The organism is Prochlorococcus sp. MIT 1306 (assembly GCF_047304515.1).
Taxonomy (GTDB): Bacteria; Cyanobacteriota; Cyanobacteriia; order PCC-6307; family Cyanobiaceae; genus Prochlorococcus; species Prochlorococcus marinus_D.
Window position 1 is genome coordinate 1,894,549 of the sequence record NZ_CP138959.1, and the last position, 18,371, is coordinate 1,912,919.

Annotated in this window: 14 protein-coding genes; 8 read left to right on the forward strand and 6 right to left on the reverse strand. The window is 53.1% G+C overall.

What is annotated here, in order from left to right; all coding sequences use genetic code 11:
- Positions 1-162: 162 nt before the first annotated feature.
- The 3 genes from galE to selD all read left to right on the forward strand — a co-directional run bounded on the left by galE (position 163) and on the right by selD (position 4,870).
- Entirely contained in the window at positions 163-1,209 is a 1,047-nt protein-coding gene (gene galE, locus SIB74_RS09585) for a UDP-glucose 4-epimerase GalE (protein WP_063396803.1), read from the forward strand.
- A gap of 62 nt (positions 1,210-1,271) precedes the next feature.
- On the forward strand, positions 1,272-2,603 hold the full coding sequence (locus tag SIB74_RS09590; RefSeq protein ID WP_063396802.1) for a sugar transferase: 1,332 nt from the start codon (positions 1,272-1,274) through the stop codon (positions 2,601-2,603).
- A 74-nt stretch (positions 2,604-2,677) separates the two neighbouring features.
- Entirely contained in the window at positions 2,678-4,870 is a 2,193-nt protein-coding gene (gene selD, locus SIB74_RS09595) for a selenide, water dikinase SelD (RefSeq protein WP_063396801.1), read from the forward strand.
- A gap of 28 nt (positions 4,871-4,898) precedes the next feature.
- Here selD and SIB74_RS09600 read toward each other — a convergent pair whose 3' ends face one another.
- Both SIB74_RS09600 and SIB74_RS09605 read right to left on the reverse strand, forming a co-directional pair.
- A complete protein-coding gene (locus SIB74_RS09600; RefSeq protein WP_063396800.1) occupies positions 4,899-6,428 on the reverse strand; it encodes a hypothetical protein in 1,530 nt (509 codons plus the stop codon).
- Positions 6,428-7,687 carry a CCA tRNA nucleotidyltransferase gene (locus SIB74_RS09605; RefSeq protein ID WP_063396799.1) on the reverse strand — a complete coding sequence of 420 codons (1,260 nt, stop codon included), beginning with the start codon at positions 7,685-7,687 and terminating at the stop codon, positions 6,428-6,430. Before SIB74_RS09605 ends, SIB74_RS09600 begins: the two co-directional genes overlap by 1 nt.
- Here SIB74_RS09605 and SIB74_RS09610 point away from each other — a divergent pair.
- Genes SIB74_RS09610 through SIB74_RS09620 form a run of 3 tightly spaced genes read left to right on the forward strand, consistent with a single transcriptional unit; the run spans position 7,686 to position 10,166 of the window.
- Positions 7,686-8,729, forward strand: a complete 1,044-nt coding sequence (locus SIB74_RS09610) for a KpsF/GutQ family sugar-phosphate isomerase (protein WP_063396798.1) — start codon at positions 7,686-7,688, stop codon at positions 8,727-8,729. The two genes, SIB74_RS09605 and SIB74_RS09610, sit on opposite strands and share 2 nt — an antisense overlap.
- A complete protein-coding gene (locus SIB74_RS09615; RefSeq protein ID WP_063396797.1) occupies positions 8,726-9,322 on the forward strand; it encodes a KdsC family phosphatase in 597 nt (198 codons plus the stop codon). The genes SIB74_RS09610 and SIB74_RS09615 overlap by 4 nt, the downstream gene beginning before the upstream one ends.
- Positions 9,315-10,166, forward strand: coding sequence for a hypothetical protein (locus tag SIB74_RS09620; RefSeq protein WP_063396796.1), 852 nt, complete (start codon positions 9,315-9,317; stop codon positions 10,164-10,166). The genes SIB74_RS09615 and SIB74_RS09620 overlap by 8 nt, the downstream gene beginning before the upstream one ends.
- A gap of 24 nt (positions 10,167-10,190) precedes the next feature.
- Here SIB74_RS09620 and SIB74_RS09625 read toward each other — a convergent pair whose 3' ends face one another.
- Together SIB74_RS09625 and SIB74_RS09630 are read right to left on the reverse strand one after the other, a co-directional pair.
- Positions 10,191-11,006 carry a 3-deoxy-manno-octulosonate cytidylyltransferase family protein gene (locus SIB74_RS09625; protein ID WP_063396991.1) on the reverse strand — a complete coding sequence of 272 codons (816 nt, stop codon included), beginning with the start codon at positions 11,004-11,006 and terminating at the stop codon, positions 10,191-10,193.
- Between the two features lie 5 nt (positions 11,007-11,011).
- Complete coding sequence (locus tag SIB74_RS09630) at positions 11,012-11,725, reverse strand: glycosyltransferase (protein WP_063396795.1); 714 nt, start codon at positions 11,723-11,725, stop codon at positions 11,012-11,014.
- A gap of 523 nt (positions 11,726-12,248) precedes the next feature.
- Between SIB74_RS09630 and kdsA the strand changes: the two genes are divergently transcribed.
- Entirely contained in the window at positions 12,249-13,100 is an 852-nt protein-coding gene (gene kdsA / locus SIB74_RS09635; RefSeq protein WP_063396793.1) for a 3-deoxy-8-phosphooctulonate synthase, read from the forward strand.
- A 46-nt stretch (positions 13,101-13,146) separates the two neighbouring features.
- The gene (locus tag SIB74_RS09640) at positions 13,147-14,985 is read left to right on the forward strand and encodes a hypothetical protein (RefSeq protein WP_413681685.1); all 1,839 of its coding nucleotides are present in this window, start codon (positions 13,147-13,149) and stop codon (positions 14,983-14,985) included.
- Between the two features lie 47 nt (positions 14,986-15,032).
- Here SIB74_RS09640 and SIB74_RS09645 read toward each other — a convergent pair whose 3' ends face one another.
- Positions 15,033-15,902 carry a sulfotransferase gene (locus SIB74_RS09645; RefSeq protein ID WP_063396990.1) on the reverse strand — a complete coding sequence of 290 codons (870 nt, stop codon included), beginning with the start codon at positions 15,900-15,902 and terminating at the stop codon, positions 15,033-15,035.
- 10 nt (positions 15,903-15,912) lie between these two features.
- On the reverse strand, positions 15,913-18,321 hold the full coding sequence (locus SIB74_RS09650) for a UvrD-helicase domain-containing protein (protein WP_063396791.1): 2,409 nt from the start codon (positions 18,319-18,321) through the stop codon (positions 15,913-15,915).
- Positions 18,322-18,371: the final 50 nt, after the last annotated feature.

An 18,371-nucleotide genomic window follows, 5' to 3' on the forward strand; every position in this document is an offset into this window, starting at 1 on the left:
AGGCTCTGAACATTGAAGGACCGCTCACTATCACAACGAAAGGGGGCGACGATGCCCCTCAGACTCTGCAATAGCTCCTCTGGTCAGCTGATCATTTCAAGAGTCTTATGAAATGGAACAGGTACAGCTCCTAGCCTGACTGCCTAAGTCATTTAATTTGCGATGGCCGAGTTGTTGATCACGGGTGGTGCCGGGTTCATTGGCAGTCACACCTGCCTTGTGCTTCTGGAAGCCGGCCACAGGCTGGTGATACTCGACAACTTTTCCAATAGCTCAGCTATTGCCTCAAAAAGGGTAGCCGAACTTGCTGGAGTGGCCGCTCAAGAGCGAATGCTCGTATTGGAGGGCGATATCCGCAGTAGCAACGATCTAGATCGCGCTTTCAACTCAATGGAAAACGGCATCGCGGCTGTGGTGCACTTCGCCGGGCTCAAGGCAGTTCATGAATCAGTTCAGTTACCACTGAAATACTGGGATGTGAATGTGGCTGGCAGCCGCTGCCTACTGGAAGCCATGCAACGGCATAACTGCCGCACGATTGTTTTCAGCAGCAGTGCAACGCTGTATGGCTATCCCGAGCAAATCCCAATCCCTGAAACGACTAGGGTGCAACCGATCAATCCATATGGTCAAAGCAAGGCAGCGGTGGAGCAGTTGCTAGATGACCTGGCCTGCAGCGAACCTGGTTGGCGCATTGCCCGATTGCGCTATTTCAATCCAGTTGGAGCCCACCCTAGCGGCTGCATCGGCGAAGATCCCAAGGGAACACCCAACAACCTTTTCCCTTTTGTGAGCCAAGTAGCAGTAGGCCGGCGAGCGGAACTCCAAGTATTTGGAGCCGATTGGCCTACACCCGATGGCAGTGCTGTGCGCGACTACATCCATGTGATGGACTTAGCTGAGGGACACCGAGCTGCACTGGAGGTCCTGCAACGAGAGGAGCCGCAACTCCTCACTCTTAATCTCGGCAGTGGCAAAGGCCACTCGGTGTTGGAAGTTGTGCAGGCCTTTGAAAAGGCAAGCGGCCACCCCGTTCCATACAGCATCAACCAGCGCCGCGCTGGAGATGCCGCTTGTAGCGTCGCAGATCCAAGACTGGCCGCCGAGCGGTTGGGATGGTACACGCAGCGCAGCCTGTCAGACATGTGCCGCGACAGTTGGAATTGGCAGAAGGCCAATCCACAGGGCTACAGCCAGAAACAACAATGAAACCATTGTTGTTTCCAAAGACCAACACATAGCCAGGCCAGATCTAGGGTCACCAAGTCGCTGTGATGCCCTTGTCCTGGCGCGATCCTCGCCGCAACTTACTGACTTGTGTAGGCCTAGATCTGCTTGGCCTAGTGGGAATCCTGGCTGGATTATCAAGCATCTGGTCACAACCGCTCACGGGACAGCTTGGCTGGATGGTGACGACAATCACGGCCTATTTGCTAATGGGCTGGCTATTGGGCACATACACCCTGCTGAGCTGGCGCCGTCTGCCCCGCTGGACACTGATCCAACGCCTTGGGCTTTGCCTACTGACCACATTGATGCTGGTGGCGATCCTGCGCTGGGTGATCAATCCACCACTAGACATCTGGCTGGTGTACCGCAGCACCCAGATGTCATGGCTGCTACCAACAACACTGTGGTCACTGCTGGTGCGAGTCAGTCTGCGCAAGGGGAGACTTCAGGCTGAAGAGCCCAAGCTGATCCTTCTATCCTCCAAAACGGAAGCAGATCAAACCCTTCAAGCCTGGCGAAAAACACCCACACGACTCATGCCGAAATGGCTACCTGCTGCAGAGGTAGCAAAACAACAAGGGCCATTAGTGATAGCGGTATCACCCAACCTGAGGCAGCACGCTGATTACAAAAAATTACTGGAAAGATTGGAGCAACGCGACCCCCGCGAATGCAACCTGACAACACCTCTTGCCCTTGCAGAGCGACAACTCGAACGACTACCTCCAAAGCTGCTGCCCGAAGCCTGGCTGAGCTATGCCGAAATTCCCTGGAGCATGTTGTTCAGCCCTCAACGCCAACTCAAGCGAGTAGCAGATGTGGTATTGGCAATACTGCTGTTGGCGGTGACAACACCGCTATTGCTGCTGCCAGCGGCCCTACTGATCTGGTTAGAAGATCGCGGTCCGATCTTTTACATCCAGGAACGCAGCGGCTGGTTAGGCAAACCATTCATGGTTCTGAAGCTCCGCACGATGAAAGTGCTACCACCTCATGCACCCATCAGCTGGACAATGCCGGGCGACCCACGCATCACCCGAATAGGCAACTGGCTGCGGCGCTCGCGCCTCGATGAACTCCCTCAGCTCATCAACGTGCTGCGTGGTGACATGAGCCTGATTGGACCGCGACCTGAACGTCCTGAAATAGAGCATGAACTGGAAGAAAGCATTCCCCACTACCGCAAGCGGCACTGGATGCGCCCGGGATTAAGCGGCTGGGCCCAGGTATGCGCCCCCTATGCCGCAAGTGTGGAGGATTCAGAGCTCAAACTCTCTTACGACCTCTATTACCTCAAATACTTCAGTAGCTGGCTAGATCTCATGATCCTGCTACGCACAATTAAAACGGTGCTCAAGGTGGGTGGTCGTTGAACATCTCGCCATAGGCAATACGGTCAACTGCCAACGCAATGCCAAGCCTCAACTCCATGCTGCGCTGATAAACCATGACGGCTGATCACCTCGTTCTGGCCGGGGGGGGACATAGCCATGCCCTGATGCTGCGTCGCTGGGCCATGCGTCCCCAACTCCGACCTGCAGGACTGATCACCCTGATCAACCGCCACAGCACCACCCTCTACTCCGGCATGGTGCCTGGTCTCATTGCCGGTCATTACAGACACAGTGAAATCGCGATCGACCTCCGTCGCCTCACCGACCGAGCTGGCGTAGCACTCATCATTGCCGAAATCACAGCAGTGGAGGCCCACCACAATCGCCTGCTCCTCGCCAAGCGTCCTCCCATACATTTCCAACGAATTAGTTTCGATGTGGGCGCCGAAACCTTCAACAAGGGCCCTTATCTTGAACCAAGCCAGGCTGCACTGGCAATGGCAATCAAGCCTTTGGAGCCTGCCCTGGCATGGCTTGAACAGCAAGACAGTCAGGTGCTGCTCAATGATTCCACGCCACTAACGGTGATCGGGGCTGGCCTGGCGGGAGTAGAAGTGGCGCTCGCCCTTCGTCAACGCTGGCCCAAGCGCCCTTTAAATCTGCAGGCGCATCATGGGCAACCCAGACCAGCTCTAAAACAAGCCCTCTCCAGGGCCGCAATCGTAGTAGTGCCAAGCGGAACCCCCTTGAGTGGCCCCGCCCTGCTCTGCACTGGCAGCCAAGCGCCCGCTTGGCTTGCTACCAGTGGCTTTCCCGTGGATAGCTTTGGACGTGTTCGCACCACTAAGACACTTCAAGTCATCAACCATCCCCACTGCTTCGCCGTCGGCGACTGTGCGGTGATTGATAAGGCCCAGCGGCCAGCCGCAGGGGTATGGGCCGTGCAAGCCGCAAAGCCTCTTGCCCAAAACCTAGAGCGGCTCAGCCGTAGACAACCCACCCGTCCATGGCAGCCACAACAGCTTGCCTTGCAAATACTGGGAGGTCAGCTGAGCTCAGGGAGGTTCACCGCCTGGGCTTTTTGGGGCAACCTGATCATCGGGCCCCATCCCTGGCTTTGGTACTGGAAAGAAGCTATCGATCGGCGCTTCATGGGGAGCTTTAACGAACTCCAAAGCATGAGCGGAGTTCTCAAGCGACAGGAGAGCATGGCTTGCCGAGGTTGCGCAGCCAAATTGGCTGAGAAGCCGTTAAACAATGCCCTAAAGCAGGCAGGCCTAGGAGCTCTTGGGCAACAACCTGAGGACGCTGCCTTGATTGCCAGCACATCATCAGGCGACAGCTTGCTTCAAAGTGTCGATGGTTTCCCTGCACTGATCAGCGACCCCTGGCTTAATGGTCGCTTAACCACACTGCATGCCTGCTCAGATCTTTGGGCCAGTGGTGCGCATGTGATCTCTGCACAGGCTGTCATCACCCTGCCCAAGGTGTCCTCTGAACTTCAACAAGAGTTGTTGGTCCAAACGCTCAAAGGAATCCAATCAACCCTCGAACCGCAAGGCGCCAAATTAATTGGAGGGCATACCCTCGAAGCCCGCAGCATTCCGCCCCAACCAATCAATCTTGGGATCCAGCTCACCCTTAGCGTTAACGGCAAGGTGGCTTCTGGACGTGTGCCTTGGAGCAAAGGCAAGCTGCAATCGGGAGATGTCCTGCTGCTCAGCCGCCCCATAGGCAGCGGCGTGATCTTTGCTGCAGCCATGGCAGGAGAAGCTCACCCAGAGGATCTCGACGCTGCACTTGCGCAGATGACAATCAGCCAGCACAACCTCCTGACAGCGCTGCGCAGCCTTGAAGAAAGACATAAAGGAATGCAAGCCATTCATGCATGTACCGACATCACCGGCTTCGGACTACTGGGCCATCTCGGAGAAATGCTCAGTGCAAGCAATCACCAACGCCATAGAGCAGGGCTACAACCTCTACGTCTCCTCCTCGAAGCCGCCGCCATTCCCTCCCTGCAGGGTGCTCTACTGCTACTCAAAGCTGGCTATTCGAGCACCCTGGCCCCAGCCAATCGCCGCAACTGGCACTTGCTCAATCCAAGCATCAACGGCGAACCCGCACCGATCGAAATCGCACTGAACGATGTAACACCAGGCAGTGAACACCACCAGGCACTGCTCGAACTCATGGTGGATCCACAAACCTGCGGCCCATTACTCCTGGCATGTTCAACCAAGATCGCCTCAGAACTTCTCAGGGATGGGCCTTGGCAACGCATCGGCCAGGTTCAGTCGATGTAGTGGTTGCTGCTCATTCAATTGAAGTTGGCTACTGAGAGTCACCAACACTCGACGTCGTCAACGTGCAACGCAACACGCGCGTGTACTCAATCTGTGGGCCATCCTCCCGACATGTATACCCACCTTGTTCAGCTCTCTTGATCAGAGGCTTGAGCCGACGACGCATTGATTGGTCAGGACCACTACTCGCAAGCCAGATAAACGATGGCAAAGGTGGTTGATCGAGTCGTTTCTGCAGCGCAGCATCATCACCCCAAGGCATTGGATTGCTAAGCATCCGACCCGCGGCAACTTCCATATGATCACTCAAATTAAGTAGCCTCGACCGCCGTCCATAGCGCTCCACTTGGCCGGCTAGTGATTGGCTAATCGCACGGAAATTGTCTTGTTCCCTACCACCGGCACTGCCGAGCCCAGGGTGAAGCCCTATATAACTCTGCTGCCACCACAAAACAGTTAGGGCCGTCAAAGCGACAAGCGCTAAGGCACTACCTCGGAGGTTGAGTCGAAGCCCCCCCAACTTCACCGCAATCAAAGGCAGAGCCGCCGGCACCAGCACCACGAAGTAGCGGCTAAAAGCCAACGGCTTCACAAACGACACGGCCACTACTGCCAGAAGCATCAACGCGGATGGAATCAAACCGCTCTGATCCAAAAGAGAACCAGCAACTACAGCTGGCTGTAAATCCCTTCTATGGCTTTCATCACCATCATGACCAGCAGACAGTCGACCCCATCGTCGCAAAGCCAGCATCAGCAAGACAAACAAGCCAATTTTCGGGAAGGGCCAAGGACCAAGGGCCCTTGCCAAGGTCTCCTCAAGCAGAGCGAAACCTGGCTGAGCCAACCAGCCACCCGTGGAATCACGAAAGAGATAAGTAGCCGCGTAAGCAATCCAAACCAAAGCAGGAAGCAAAGCCAGTGTGGCTATGCCGCCCAGCCGCCAGCGCTGCTGCCATAGATCCCAAGCCGCCGCCGCCACAAACAAAAAAAGACCATAGAAATGGGTGAGTGCTGCAAGGCAAACCGTGATGCCATACAACAGAAGATCTCTTGCAAAAACAGTGCTTGATCCCACTGACTGCAAAAGCCGACGCCGCCACCACCAAGCAAGTCCCACAAACAACACCAAAAGGGCATAACTCTTGCCTTCGATCGCAAAACGCACCGGATAAGGACTGCAAAAAGCCAGCAATGCCGCAAGGCACAAACTCCGACCCCGCGACACCCCTCGCGCCTGAGCCAAGGCGCCTGCCTGAAACACCATCACGATTCCACCAAGCCCATAGGCCAGCCAGGAAAGCAATCGCAACGTCACAGCGTTCTGACCAACGCTCTGACCCCAGAACCAGAGCAGGCTGTAATAAACAGGCGGATGGGTGTCATTGCGGAGCATTGCCAACAGATCCCTGAAACTCGGCTGAAAACTCTTACCAACGCTGTAAAGCTCATCACTCCACAAGCTGGTGACATCCACCAACAAAAGAGCCTTTAAGGCAAATGCCACACAGACCAGGATGACCACTACTCCCAGCCCAAAGCGCCGCCAGAACAACATCACCTCAACGCCACCTGCTGATCGATCAGCTCCAGCCTGAGCCGCTTTAATTCGGCCCCCAAAGCCGGGCCGGGTCGCCAGCCCTGATCAATCAAAGCCTGTGCCGATACAGGAGACTTCACCTGCCGCCAACGCCCCCACCAACGCAGCAAGGGTCGCCACATCGGTACACCCAAGCAAACGCAAAGAGCAACCGCCTCTGGCTGCCAACCATTGCCCTCCAGGGTTTCGCACCAGCGAGCGGGCGACCACGTCGACAAACTCTCAGAGACCTCTAGCGAAGCCAACAAAATCTGCAATTCGGCCGCTTCCGCCAACAACCTTTGCTGCAATTGTGGCAACTGCAAGCGTTCTGCCATAGCCAGAGGATCCGCAGCTCCGGCCACCAATGCGGTCAGCAACGGCAGCTCCAAACGCCAGGCCCAGCGCATTCGACGATGCCAGTTTTGATCAGCCTGAAGGCCCTCATCAAGTAACACCAGAGCTCCCCAATCCTGCAAATGAGCCACTGCCTTCTGCCAAGGCTCCCTTTCCAATAACAACTCCAGCTCCATCCGCAACCGCGTGGAAAGGGCTGGCGGTGCCAGCTTCGGCGCTTCGCCAGGACGCCAAGCCCAAGGCCAGGATTGCAGAGTGGAGCGCACCTGAGCAAGAGCCTCAGGCGCCAATTCAAAACCAAGCCGGGCCGCATAACGGGCCCCTCTCACGATTCGCGTCGGATCATCCGCGACACTGTTTGAGTGTAAAAAAACCAGCTGACGCATGGCTAAAGCCGCCCAGCCATCATGGGGATCCAACAAGGTCATCCCTGGCAACTCCAAAGCCATGGCATTCACCGTGAAGTCCCGTCGGGCTAAGTCTTCTTCGAGATGACCCTCCGTGACCTGCGGGTTTTGTCCAGGAGATGCATAGGTTTCTTGCCGAGCAGTGGCTAAATCAAGCAAGACCCCATCAACCACAAGTTCCACCGTTCCGTAAGCCCCATGCACACGCAGCTGCGGCAACTGCTCTGGCCCTAAATGACGGCGAAGCTCCTTAGCTAAAACCACCGCTGAACCCTCCACCACCAGATCAAGATCAGGCAAACCTCGCCAGGGATCAAAATGAACCCGATGCAACAGGCCATCTCGAACCGCACCACCCACCAAGGCAAGGCGTTTAATCCCAACCTCTGACGCAACTTGCTCCAGTACCGCCAACAAACCCATTGGCAAACCTGGTCCATCGAATCCAGGCTCTGGCTTCACCAGACTCTCCATGGCGGTGGTATGCAGGAGAATTACCGCATCATCACGAACTTACAGTTTGTCTGCCCTCACCCGCTGCCTGCAGGAAGAGGCTGCCGCCATCGCCGTCGCTGCCGAACGACTGAGCAGCAGCCAGGTGGAAAAGGCATTGGTCTTGCTTGAACGCTGTGGTGATCAACGCGCCAAATTGGTGATCACCGGCGTAGGCAAAAGCGGCATCGTTGCACGCAAAATCGCTGCCACCTTTTCCTCTATCGGCCTGATGGCCCTTTACCTAAACCCCCTCGATGCAATGCATGGCGATCTGGGAGTGGTCGCCCAAGAGGACGTCTGCCTACTGCTCTCCAACAGCGGTGAGACTGCTGAACTGTTAGAAGTGCTTCCCCACCTCAAACGACGTGGCACCGCTCGCATCGCTCTTGTTGGAAAGCCCGACTCATCGCTTGCTCGCGGTAGTGACGTGGTGCTTGAAGCAAGTGTTGATCGCGAAGTGTGTCCGTTGAATCTTGCCCCCACCGCCAGCACAGCGGTGGCCATGGCGATCGGTGATGCCCTTGCTGCCATATGGATGGAACGTCGCAACATCTCACCTGCAGACTTCGCGTTCAACCACCCAGCTGGTTCGCTCGGCAAACAGCTCACCCTCACCGCTGCGGACCTAATGGTGCCAGTTGAAAAGGTCCAGCCACTACAACCCAACACCAGTCTGCAAGACGTGATCTGCAAGCTGACCCAAGATGGTATTGGTAGTGGCTGGGTGGAAGACCCCTCCACCGCCGGACTGCTGCTGGGCCTCATTACCGATGGTGATCTACGCCGCGCCCTGCGTGATCACAGTGCCGAGAATTGGGCCAGCCTCAGTGCTGCAGACCTGATGACAGCCGATCCAATCACCGTGGACGCTGATCTGCTCGCAGTCGAAGCGATCAAGCAGATGGAATGCAACCGTCGCAAACCCATCTCAGTACTTCCCGTCGTAGGTCCTGACAGCTCAGGCAATCTGTTGCTCGGACTCCTACGGCTTCATGATCTGATTCAAGCAGGGTTGACATGAGCGGCACCACCCTGATCTCTCGAACCCACCCCCGTTACTGGAACCGAGAGCTGCAATGGCGACTGCAGTGGAAGGCATTAGCTTCCATCGATCTACTGGTGATGGATGTTGATGGAGTCCTTACCGATGGTGGGCTATGGCTTGATGCTCAAGGCGAACTGCAAAAGCGATTTGATGTGCGCGATGGACTGGGACTACGACTGCTCCAACAAGAAGGCCTGACACTGGCCTTGCTGAGTGGTGGCAAAGGAGGAGCGACCGAGGCGCGCGCCAAGCAGCTCGGCATTCAGCATTGCTTAGTGGGCATCAAAGACAAAACCGCCGCACTCGCAGAACTGCAGCAACAGCTCAACCTGTCGCAATTAAACACCGCATTTGTCGGCGACGACCTCAATGACCTCATCGTGCGCCCTCTGGTCAAGCTCTTGCTAGCCCCTGCGGATGCCTGTCGTCCCCTTCGATCCCAAGCCGATGCCGTACTCCAGCGCCGTGGGGGGCATGGTGCCGTGCGAGAACTCGCAGAACGCCTACTAAAAGCCCGTGGTCAATGGCATCAACTGCGCAAGAAAGGCTGGAAGGACCGCAATGACTAAAACAAACTCGACGACACAACAAGGGGTCTTCCTTCTCGGGGTTGGCGCGCAAAAAGCCGGCACGTCGTGGCTCCATCTACAGCTACATAACAGAGCCGATGCAAATTTTGGCTTCTGCAAGGAATATCACATCCACGATGCATTAACTGTGCCAAAGCTAGTCCGCTACAGACAACAACAAGGTTCATGGCTCAAGCCACGCACTTGGCGTCGCCAACGCTTCTTCAAGGATACTGGGCGCTATTACGACTACTTTTACAATCTACTAAGCCAACCTCATATCAACCTAACCGGAGACATTACCCCCTCCTATTCATGCCTAAGCGCCAATACCCTGATGACAATCAAACGTGAATTTACGCAACGCGGGATTCCTGTTCGACCGGTTTTTCTGATGCGTGACCCCATTGAACGAGTGATTTCCAGCCAACGCATGAAACTGCGTAAACGCGGACAAAAAGACCCATCGCAAGAGATAGAAGCCCTTCGGTCTCTTGTTAACAAACTGCCAAAACGAGTCTCGATTCGCAGTAATTACGCGCAGACTTTGGGCGCCCTAGACGAAGCCTTTGGTCACGAAAACTGCTTCATCAGCTTCTACGAAACATTGTTCACACAGAAAACTTACGCGAACCTATGCAAATTCCTAGACATTAACTACCAAGAGCCACGTTGGGGACAAAAGATTAATGTAAGTGCTACAGATACTCTCATACCAGAAGATATTTTAGAGCAGCTAGGGCTGTGGCAATCGCCTATCTACCACGCAGTCAAAAATCAATTACCGCATGTCAATATTGAATCAATATGGCCAACATCTGCAACTTGGTGCAGAGACCAATAAAAGCCATTCAGCTTGGCTTCACGATCAAGATTTCAAGGCACATTCCCTAGCTTCTTCCAACTGCTCAACCGTATCCACCGAAAGGGATGTCCCCTCAACTGCAAAGGTGGAAATCGTATGACCAGCTTCAATCAATCGCAATTGCTCTAGACGTTCAAGAGCTTCCAAAGGCGAAGGCGGCATACCTGACCAGCAGGCCAACACATCTCCTCGAAAGCCATACATCCCCACATGCCCCCAGTAGGTGGCATGGCGATGCCAATCCAAAGGGTCCACATCGCGCACATGCGGAATCGCCGAGCGAGAAAAATAAAGCGCTCGGCCGTCAATAGCCAATAAGGTCTTAACCACATTGGGGTTATGGATGGTCTCGGGCTTGAGTCGGTAAACCGGAGTTATCACAGCTGGAACAATCTCTCTCTGCTCAAACTCCATCGCCATTGTCGTCACCACCGCAGGATCCAAGAACGGCTGATCCCCTTGCACATTGATCACTGCAGTCATAGCCAACCGCTGTTGCTGCTGCTGCTGATCCCAACCATCAGCTTGCTCATCCCAGGCCATGGCAACCAAATGATCGGCAACCGAAGCAATTCTTTCGCTACCTGAACTGCATGAAGCCGAAGTCATCAACACCGGGAAACCCCAGTCTTCCGCCATCTCTTTCAATCGATCACTATCCGTGCAAAGGACAACCGCCGTTGGCCCATGAGCCTGACTGCAGCGCTCAAGAACACGCTGCAGCATTGGCATCCCGCCGATATCTGCCAGAACCTTATTGGGTAATCGCGATGATTCAAGCCTTGCAGGCACGGCCACGACACTGCGTTGAACTCCCATCGGCATCAATCCCAAAGCTTCATCGCATCATCACGAGCACTAAACCATTCAGCCGCTAAGGCACCACCCATCGTGCGCTGTTCGCGGAACCATGGTCCACCCAAAGTCCAATGCAGTAACTGGGGTCGTGACTGCCCAACTGAAAGCTCAGGATCCTCCTGAACAGCAACCAAGTGGTTCCAAAGCCCACCCTCAATGGCTCCAATCTCATGATCACCGGCAAGCCAGTGAAAACGATGCAAATCAAGCCCCGTGGCCGTACTCACATAATCGACGGTTAGAGCCGTACAACGACTGCAATTCAGCATCATTAGCGAACTCCAGTTCTTTTTCGGGTAGGGGCTCTGCACCTCACCCAAGAATTTCTTCGTTTCTCCCGGCTCATGCTCATGCTTAACGCACATCACGGCCATCTGTTCATCGCGCTGGGCCCATAGCTCCGCGATATCACCACGGCAGAGCATGTCGCAGTCCATAAAAATCGCCCAGCCTTGATAACCCATGAGCTTCGGCACAAGAAACCTCGTGAAGGAAAATGCCGTGCTTTGCTTCGGATCACGCTCCCGCCGAAACAAGCCCTGGCCTTCCAGCTGAGGAGTAACCAAAGGGGTTATTGCCAGCAGCATCGAGCTGTGCTGGTAAAGACTGTCGATCAAAACATTGGTCGCAGCTCTTTCACGCGGGTCGTAACCGATATAAATCGGTATCGGCGTGGTCATGACTCAAATGTTTCGCTCATGAAAATGAGCGTAGACCTTTCTCATCTCACCAACTCAATGGTGCAGAAACCCAAGCCGAATCAGGCGCAACAAAATTCAACGTCTTAGGGCTATGACTGAAGCGTGCTGACAAAAGCAATGAAGCCCAACCAGCGAGAAGCAGGAAGCACTTCTAAAACAATATCTCCCATTCGAGAATGGCAACGCTGCGATTCTCCAAAGCATGAGAAGGCAATCTATTCTAGATCAAGACATTTTTTGCCTCTCGATTACGGCCTCAATTCAATGCTGAGCCAGCCGATATTCGTGCGAGACATGTTATGACAATCCTCAATATTGCCAGCCAACAATCTTTCACTAGCATCAAGATAAGCCTAGAAAGGCTACAAAAAGATATCAGCCAAGCAAAGGCAGTTCAGCAATCCCGTATCACCATGATCAAGGCCATCAAGCAATCACGAAAATACCGTCGATGGTCCAAGCCAGCTACACTCAATATAGAATATCAAAACGCATCATCAAGATGACAAGTCCTAGCGTCTCAATAGATGGCATTCGCGTTGCCAACGATCAACACTTCGTATTGATCGGCGGGGTAAATGTGCTTGAAAGTCTTGATTTTGCTATCAACGTGGCCGGCCATTACGTTGAAGTTTGTCAACGCCTAGACATTCCATTTGTCTTCAAAGCCTCTTACGACAAAGCTAATCGTTCTTCAATTCATTCCTACCGGGGCCCAGGGATTACAACAGGTCTAAACATACTCAGAGCCGTGAAAGAAACCTATAAAATCCCAGTTTTAACTGACGTCCATTCACCGGAAGAGGCCTCTGAAGCAGCCGCCATTTGCGACGTGATTCAACTTCCTGCCTTCCTGGCACGCCAAACAGATCTTGTGCGGGCGATGGCAGAAACAAATGCCGTAATTAATATCAAGAAGCCTCAATTCCTGAGCCCAGAGCAAATGAAGAATATTACTGAAAAATTTAGAGAATGTGGCAACACTAAATTGCTTCTTTGTGAGCGTGGGAGCAACTTTGGTTACGACAATCTAGTTGTCGACATGTTGGGCTTTGGAGTCATGAAGGATATCTGCAATGATTTGCCCCTGATTTTCGATGTCACCCATGCATTGCAATGCCGCGATGCTGGCGGAGCCGCCTCGGGCGGCCGGCGTGCACAAGTTCTTGAACTCGCCCGTGCTGGCATGGCCGTTGGGCTTGCGGGTTTATTCCTGGAAGCTCATCCCAACCCTGACGAAGCGTTTTGTGATGGCCCAAGTGCGCTTCCGCTGGCAAAACTAGAACCGTTCCTAACCCAGATCAAAGCCATCGATGATCTGGTGAAATCTCTGCAAACACTGAGCATCCAGTGAGCAACTTGCAACACTCACCTTCGACATTGATTCATCCATAACAACCTTGACAGGATTACGACAAGCAATGACTGTTTCCGGCGATACGAAGCTTCTCAGATTTGCGTTTTGGATCGCAACTCTCTCCGCAGCGATCAGCGCTATTGGCCTGGGACTCTGTGCCTGGCTATTGACTCATCGCGATGCATTGCCGAGCCCAGCATCTGTAGCAGGACGATCCCTTATATACAACTACAACAACACAAGTCACGCCATTTTCGTATTTGTTTTGCTGGGCTTATCTGCCGCTTTAGTTTCAACAGCACACTCATTACAAACAGAAAACAGGCGAGATTCGAACGGCCAAATAGAAAGATCAGCGAGTAGGGGTTGGCTGATATGGATTAAAGAGCATCCAGCACCAACGATCATTTTAACAATTTACACTGTGATCATGGTGCATGAAAGCAGCTGGTTTTACAAAGAAATTCTCACTTGGTACGACGATATTAATACAAAACACCTTCTGAGCAATTTCAGTCTTCGATGGTCATTCATTGGCGAAACCATGAGAAACAATAATTACCGCTTCTTTCCTCTTTCTCACCACGATCTTCACATCCTGAGCTGGCTGACGCCCTACACCAAAGTATGGTCTCTAATCAGCGGACTGGAATTGGCCATCACCGTTGCCTGTGCAAGCGCGATCGTTCAAAACAGTAAACAAGGCAAACCTGCGCCATCCCTTGTACTGATCGGAACGCTTCTATTTCTCTTTACAAGTGCATCGGCATACAACTATTTTCAATTCATCTACAGCGAGAGATTTTTAACCTTTCTCATCGCAATTTATGCTTACCAGTACTTATGTTATTTACAAACCAAACGCATCGAACACGGCCTCTATTCACTCCTGGTTGCGAGCTACGCACTCTTTTTCAAAGAGCCAGCCCTAACCCTGATTCTGATTCCCGCCGCATCCATTGGCATCGCAGGTCTTCTTGGAGGCATTAAATGCTATCCAAGCTGGCGAGGGTTATCTCAAAAAGATTTTTTCAGAGCTTATCAACTGGAATTGGCAATCGGTAGTCTTTTCTTACTTTTTAGTGCAGCATTTATAACTCTCAGCGTTTTGCCAAGCCTCTATGTTAATGCACCAAGCTATGACAATCATCTTCGGTTCTCGAAATTTTCAATCGACTTTCGAGTCATCCTTCTCTTGCTTTACAGTTCGGTCCGGATATGGCAAATAACGAAAAAGCAATCACGATTCTGTCTGATTGACAGCCTCAACCTGGGTGCAATTGGATACGCGCTCGTCTTGTTTGCCATGGTTGGATTCAGCGCAAACAGTTATATGGCCCTGCCTGTTCATCTTGTCGCCGTCATTGACATCCTTACCATCTGGAATAACTGGGTTGGACCACAACTCAAACTGCTGTGTGGGAAACAGTTGGCGAGCTTCGCAGGTTTTGGTATCGCGCTTGTTGTTCTCGGAATCGAAGACCGTCAAGCCTACACGTTCCGTTACCGAGCAAACGATATCACTCAGAAACAACGCTCCTGGTATGGCACTTACGATGCAATGAAACGCATCGCTCTAAAAACCAGAAAAAAAGGGGAGCCAATTAATATAATTTTATCAAAGTCTTGGTTCAAGCACTCTGACTACCTGAAACAAATACCCCATGACCGTATTGTCCTATTCGACGTCGACAATCGCACTCATACGATCATTTCAGGCATCAACCAAGGCAAAGACTACTCGCCAAGGTCAGGGGATTTTTTCCTTGATATCGACACAGGTAAAAGAATCGAGAAGTACAATGTCGACTTGGCCCCATACAGACAAATCTACCAATTTAAACCTGAACTCAAGAACGGAAGAATTTATCGCCATCATTAACACAAAACCAACAGCTCATTTCACTCGAATCTTCACATTGATCCGCTCTAATGATTAAACAAATGATCTTTGGAATACACAAGTCTCTGATTTAATTGCCTCACCCATGGCAACAGCAAGGCCAGCTGAACCAAACTCGACGAGTGACCCAACCAGGCACCGTCGTAACGGATCGAGGCCCCACGGTTGGCATCAAAACGCATACGGTTGCCCGCAAGAATATGACTCGTGGAATGTTGCGCTGGCTGGAGCATTTGCTCATCGAAAGGGATTTCCAGCCAGCTACAGAGCCGCCGCAGACTCGTCTCAGGCTCAAGCGCCAACTGCTCGTAACCGAGCCGAAACACAGGGCGACCGCTGGCCTGCAGCAGTCGGTCCTGACGAGCATTGACCCGACACCAGCGCAGCAACGGCTTCAGAGCAGGTAGCCAATGCTTCTTGTGACGTCCATCCCGGGAGCGGGAATGGACCCAGCTACGTACATCCCGGGTGAGATAAAGGATACGAATTTCAAGGGCAGGATCATCAACAAACGGCAACACCATGTCGTCCTGATAGGACTCCACCATCCACTCAATTGCATCCCCCTGCTGCTTGACATGATGGTCAACTTCAGCAAGCAGCTGCTGCAACTTTTCAACAAGGGGGTAATGGTCGTGTGCAGGTAACCATTCGAGCAAAGGCCCCCAAACCGGACAGCTCGACGCGGTTCTGCCACAAGTACACAAACGCTGATGGCGCAATTCAGCCCTAAGACGAGCAGGCCCACGGTGACCCTCACCTGGTGAAGGAGTCCGCAAAATGCGTAGAGCCTCTCCCAGTCCGATCATGCGTGGGTGGCTCCCCAACGCCAAATCGAGAATGGTGGTGCCGCTATGGCCCAGGCCACGGATCAGGAGCAGTTTTTTACGTGCCATCACCTCAGGCCTACTCCAAAGGCTCAATCGGGGCCAAACGTGGATCAAGAATCTTTGGCCCCATACCGGCAAACTTGACAGCAATCGACACTTTTTCGCCACTGCCGAAGGTATGTGTGATCTCCCCTTCGCCAAAGCTGGAATGCACGACCCGATCGCCCACGACCCATGCCTTGCCTGGAGCGGGCCCAGCCTGCCGCCGCCGCACTGCATTGCTAGGGGCTCCGCTCACACCACCCGCTTTGATCCGTTGATTGTCATCGCGATCAACCCGCGTCAAACGGTCCAGCCGTCGCTCACGCCGTAATGCCACACCACCAATTTGAGGGAGATCACCCTCCACCAAACCCTCGGGCAACTCAGCAAGAAATAGTGAGGGAACAGCAGGCTGTCGCATGCCACCCCAAAGTCTTCGCTCACTGGCATGAGATAAAAACAAACGTTCTTTGGCACGCGTCATCCCCACATAGCAAAGGCGTCGTTCTTCCTCCAAAGAGGATGGATCATCCAGGGAGCGATAGCTAGGGAAAAGCCCCTGCTCCATACCAACCAGAAAGACCAAGGGAAACTCCAGCCCCTTACTGCTATGCAAAGTCATTAACGTCACCCGATCAGCAGCCGTATCTTTGCTATCAGCATCGCTAGCCAACGCAGCGGAGGCTAAGAAGCCTTCAAGATTGCCCTCTTCATTTTCTTCCTGGTATTGCAAAGCAGCATTCACAAGTTCTTGCAAATTGCGTCGCCTCTCCTCTGCCTCATCGGTAGCTTCAGCGATCAGCTCACTGATATAGCCACTCTTCTCCATCACCTGCTGAATCATCTCCGAAGGAATCTGATCTTGAATCGAGCGTTGCAAATCATTGATCAATTCACAGAACTGCAACAACCCCTTCGCCGATCTGCCTCCTAGTGAGCGCACTGCTTCCGCATCACTCACCACATCCCACAAAGGAATCCCAAGTTGATTGGCAGCATCAGCAAGTCTCTGCAAGGTGGTCTTGCCAATGCCTCGCTTGGGCACATTGATGACTCTGAGCAGGCTCACCGTATCGGCGGGGTTGACCAATAAGCGTAAATAGGCCAAAACATCCTTGATTTCACGCCTGTCATAAAAACGTAGTCCGCCCACGACAATGTAAGGAATACGCCAACGCACCAACGACTCCTCAATCGCCCTGGACTGGGCATTGGTGCGATACAGCACTGCCACATCGCCCCAGCGAAGTTCTGGATGAGCAGCTTCCAGCATGCGCATTCGATGCACTACAGCTTCAGCTTCTGCGATCTCATCGTCACAGCGGGTAAGGGTGATCAACTCCCCCTCGCCACGGGTAGCTCGCAATACCTTGTCAATCCGCTCTGTATTGTTAGCGATCAAGGCATTAGCTGCCTCCAGAATTGTTGAGGTAGAGCGATAATTCTCCTCCAACTTCACCATGGTGCGAGTGGCATCGTCTGATGCTTTGTCGCCAAAGTCGTCCTGAAAGCCCATTAAGATCGTGAAATCAGCCGCACGGAAGCTGTAGATGCTTTGATCTGCATCACCGACCACAAAAACTGAACGGCCCTGCCAATCATCAAAGATTTCAGGTTCCCGACCATCGGTAACCAACAACTTGATCAACTCGTACTGAGTGCGATTGGTGTCTTGGTATTCATCAACTAACACATGCCGAAAACGATTATGCCAATAACGTCGTATCTGCTCGTTCTGCTGAAGTAACTGGACGGGCAATAACAGCAGGTCGTCGAAATCAAGTGCATTGTTCGCCGCTAATGCCTTGCGATAACGCCGATACGTCTCAACCGTGAGCTTGCCTCGCTGACCATCGACCTGGGCTGCCAATTGATCAGGCAACCAGCCTTGATTTTTGGCGTTACTAATTGCCCAGCGCACCTTCTTAGGCTCAAAGCGCTTGGGATCGAGCTGTAGCTCCTGAGTCACAATCTCCTTCACCAAACTCTGGGCATCGGCCTCGTCGTAAATCGAAAACTGACGCGTCCAACTCAGTCCTTCTGCATCACGAAACTTGTCGATGTCAAAGCGAAGCAAGCGAGCAAATAAAGAGTGGAATGTGCCAATCCACAACTCTTTGGTCACCTCTCGAAAAATTCGACTCCGCAGCTGGCGCTGGTCCACCGGCGGCAGAGTGCTCCATGGTTGGCCGTATTGACTCTCAGCAAGCCGCTGAGCCAATAACAGCTCCAAACGATCCTTCATCTCGCGCGCGGCCTTGTTGGTAAAGGTCACAGCCAAAATCTGAGCCGAATCGGCACCATGCGCTCCAATCAAGTGAGCGATGCGATGCGTCAGTGCACGCGTCTTGCCACTACCAGCTCCTGCAACCACCAACAGAGGTCCCTGATGATGGTCGACAGCCTTACGCTGAGCATCATTAAGGCCAGCAAGAAAACTCACGCTTTAGATCTCACAATTGGCCAACCCCTCGTCGCCATATGACTCGACAA

Excerpts from the sequence above, each read along its gene's own strand:
- selD (WP_063396801.1), top strand. The coding sequence starts at position 2,678 with ATGACGGCTGATCACCTCGTTCTGGCCGGGGGGGGACATAGCCATGCC.
- SIB74_RS09620 (WP_063396796.1), top strand. The coding sequence starts at position 9,315 with ATGACTAAAACAAACTCGACGACACAACAAGGGGTCTTCCTTCTCGGG.
- SIB74_RS09600 (WP_063396800.1), bottom strand. The coding sequence starts at position 6,428 with ATGTTGTTCTGGCGGCGCTTTGGGCTGGGAGTAGTGGTCATCCTGGTC.
- SIB74_RS09645 (WP_063396990.1), bottom strand. The coding sequence starts at position 15,902 with ATGGCACGTAAAAAACTGCTCCTGATCCGTGGCCTGGGCCATAGCGGC.
- galE (WP_063396803.1), top strand. The coding sequence starts at position 163 with ATGGCCGAGTTGTTGATCACGGGTGGTGCCGGGTTCATTGGCAGTCAC.
- kdsA (WP_063396793.1), top strand. The coding sequence starts at position 12,249 with ATGACAAGTCCTAGCGTCTCAATAGATGGCATTCGCGTTGCCAACGAT.
- SIB74_RS09615 (WP_063396797.1), top strand. The coding sequence starts at position 8,726 with ATGAGCGGCACCACCCTGATCTCTCGAACCCACCCCCGTTACTGGAAC.
- SIB74_RS09625 (WP_063396991.1), bottom strand. The coding sequence starts at position 11,006 with ATGGGAGTTCAACGCAGTGTCGTGGCCGTGCCTGCAAGGCTTGAATCA.
- SIB74_RS09630 (WP_063396795.1), bottom strand. The coding sequence starts at position 11,725 with ATGACCACGCCGATACCGATTTATATCGGTTACGACCCGCGTGAAAGA.
- SIB74_RS09605 (WP_063396799.1), bottom strand. The coding sequence starts at position 7,687 with ATGGAGAGTCTGGTGAAGCCAGAGCCTGGATTCGATGGACCAGGTTTG.
- SIB74_RS09610 (WP_063396798.1), top strand. The coding sequence starts at position 7,686 with ATGGCGGTGGTATGCAGGAGAATTACCGCATCATCACGAACTTACAGT.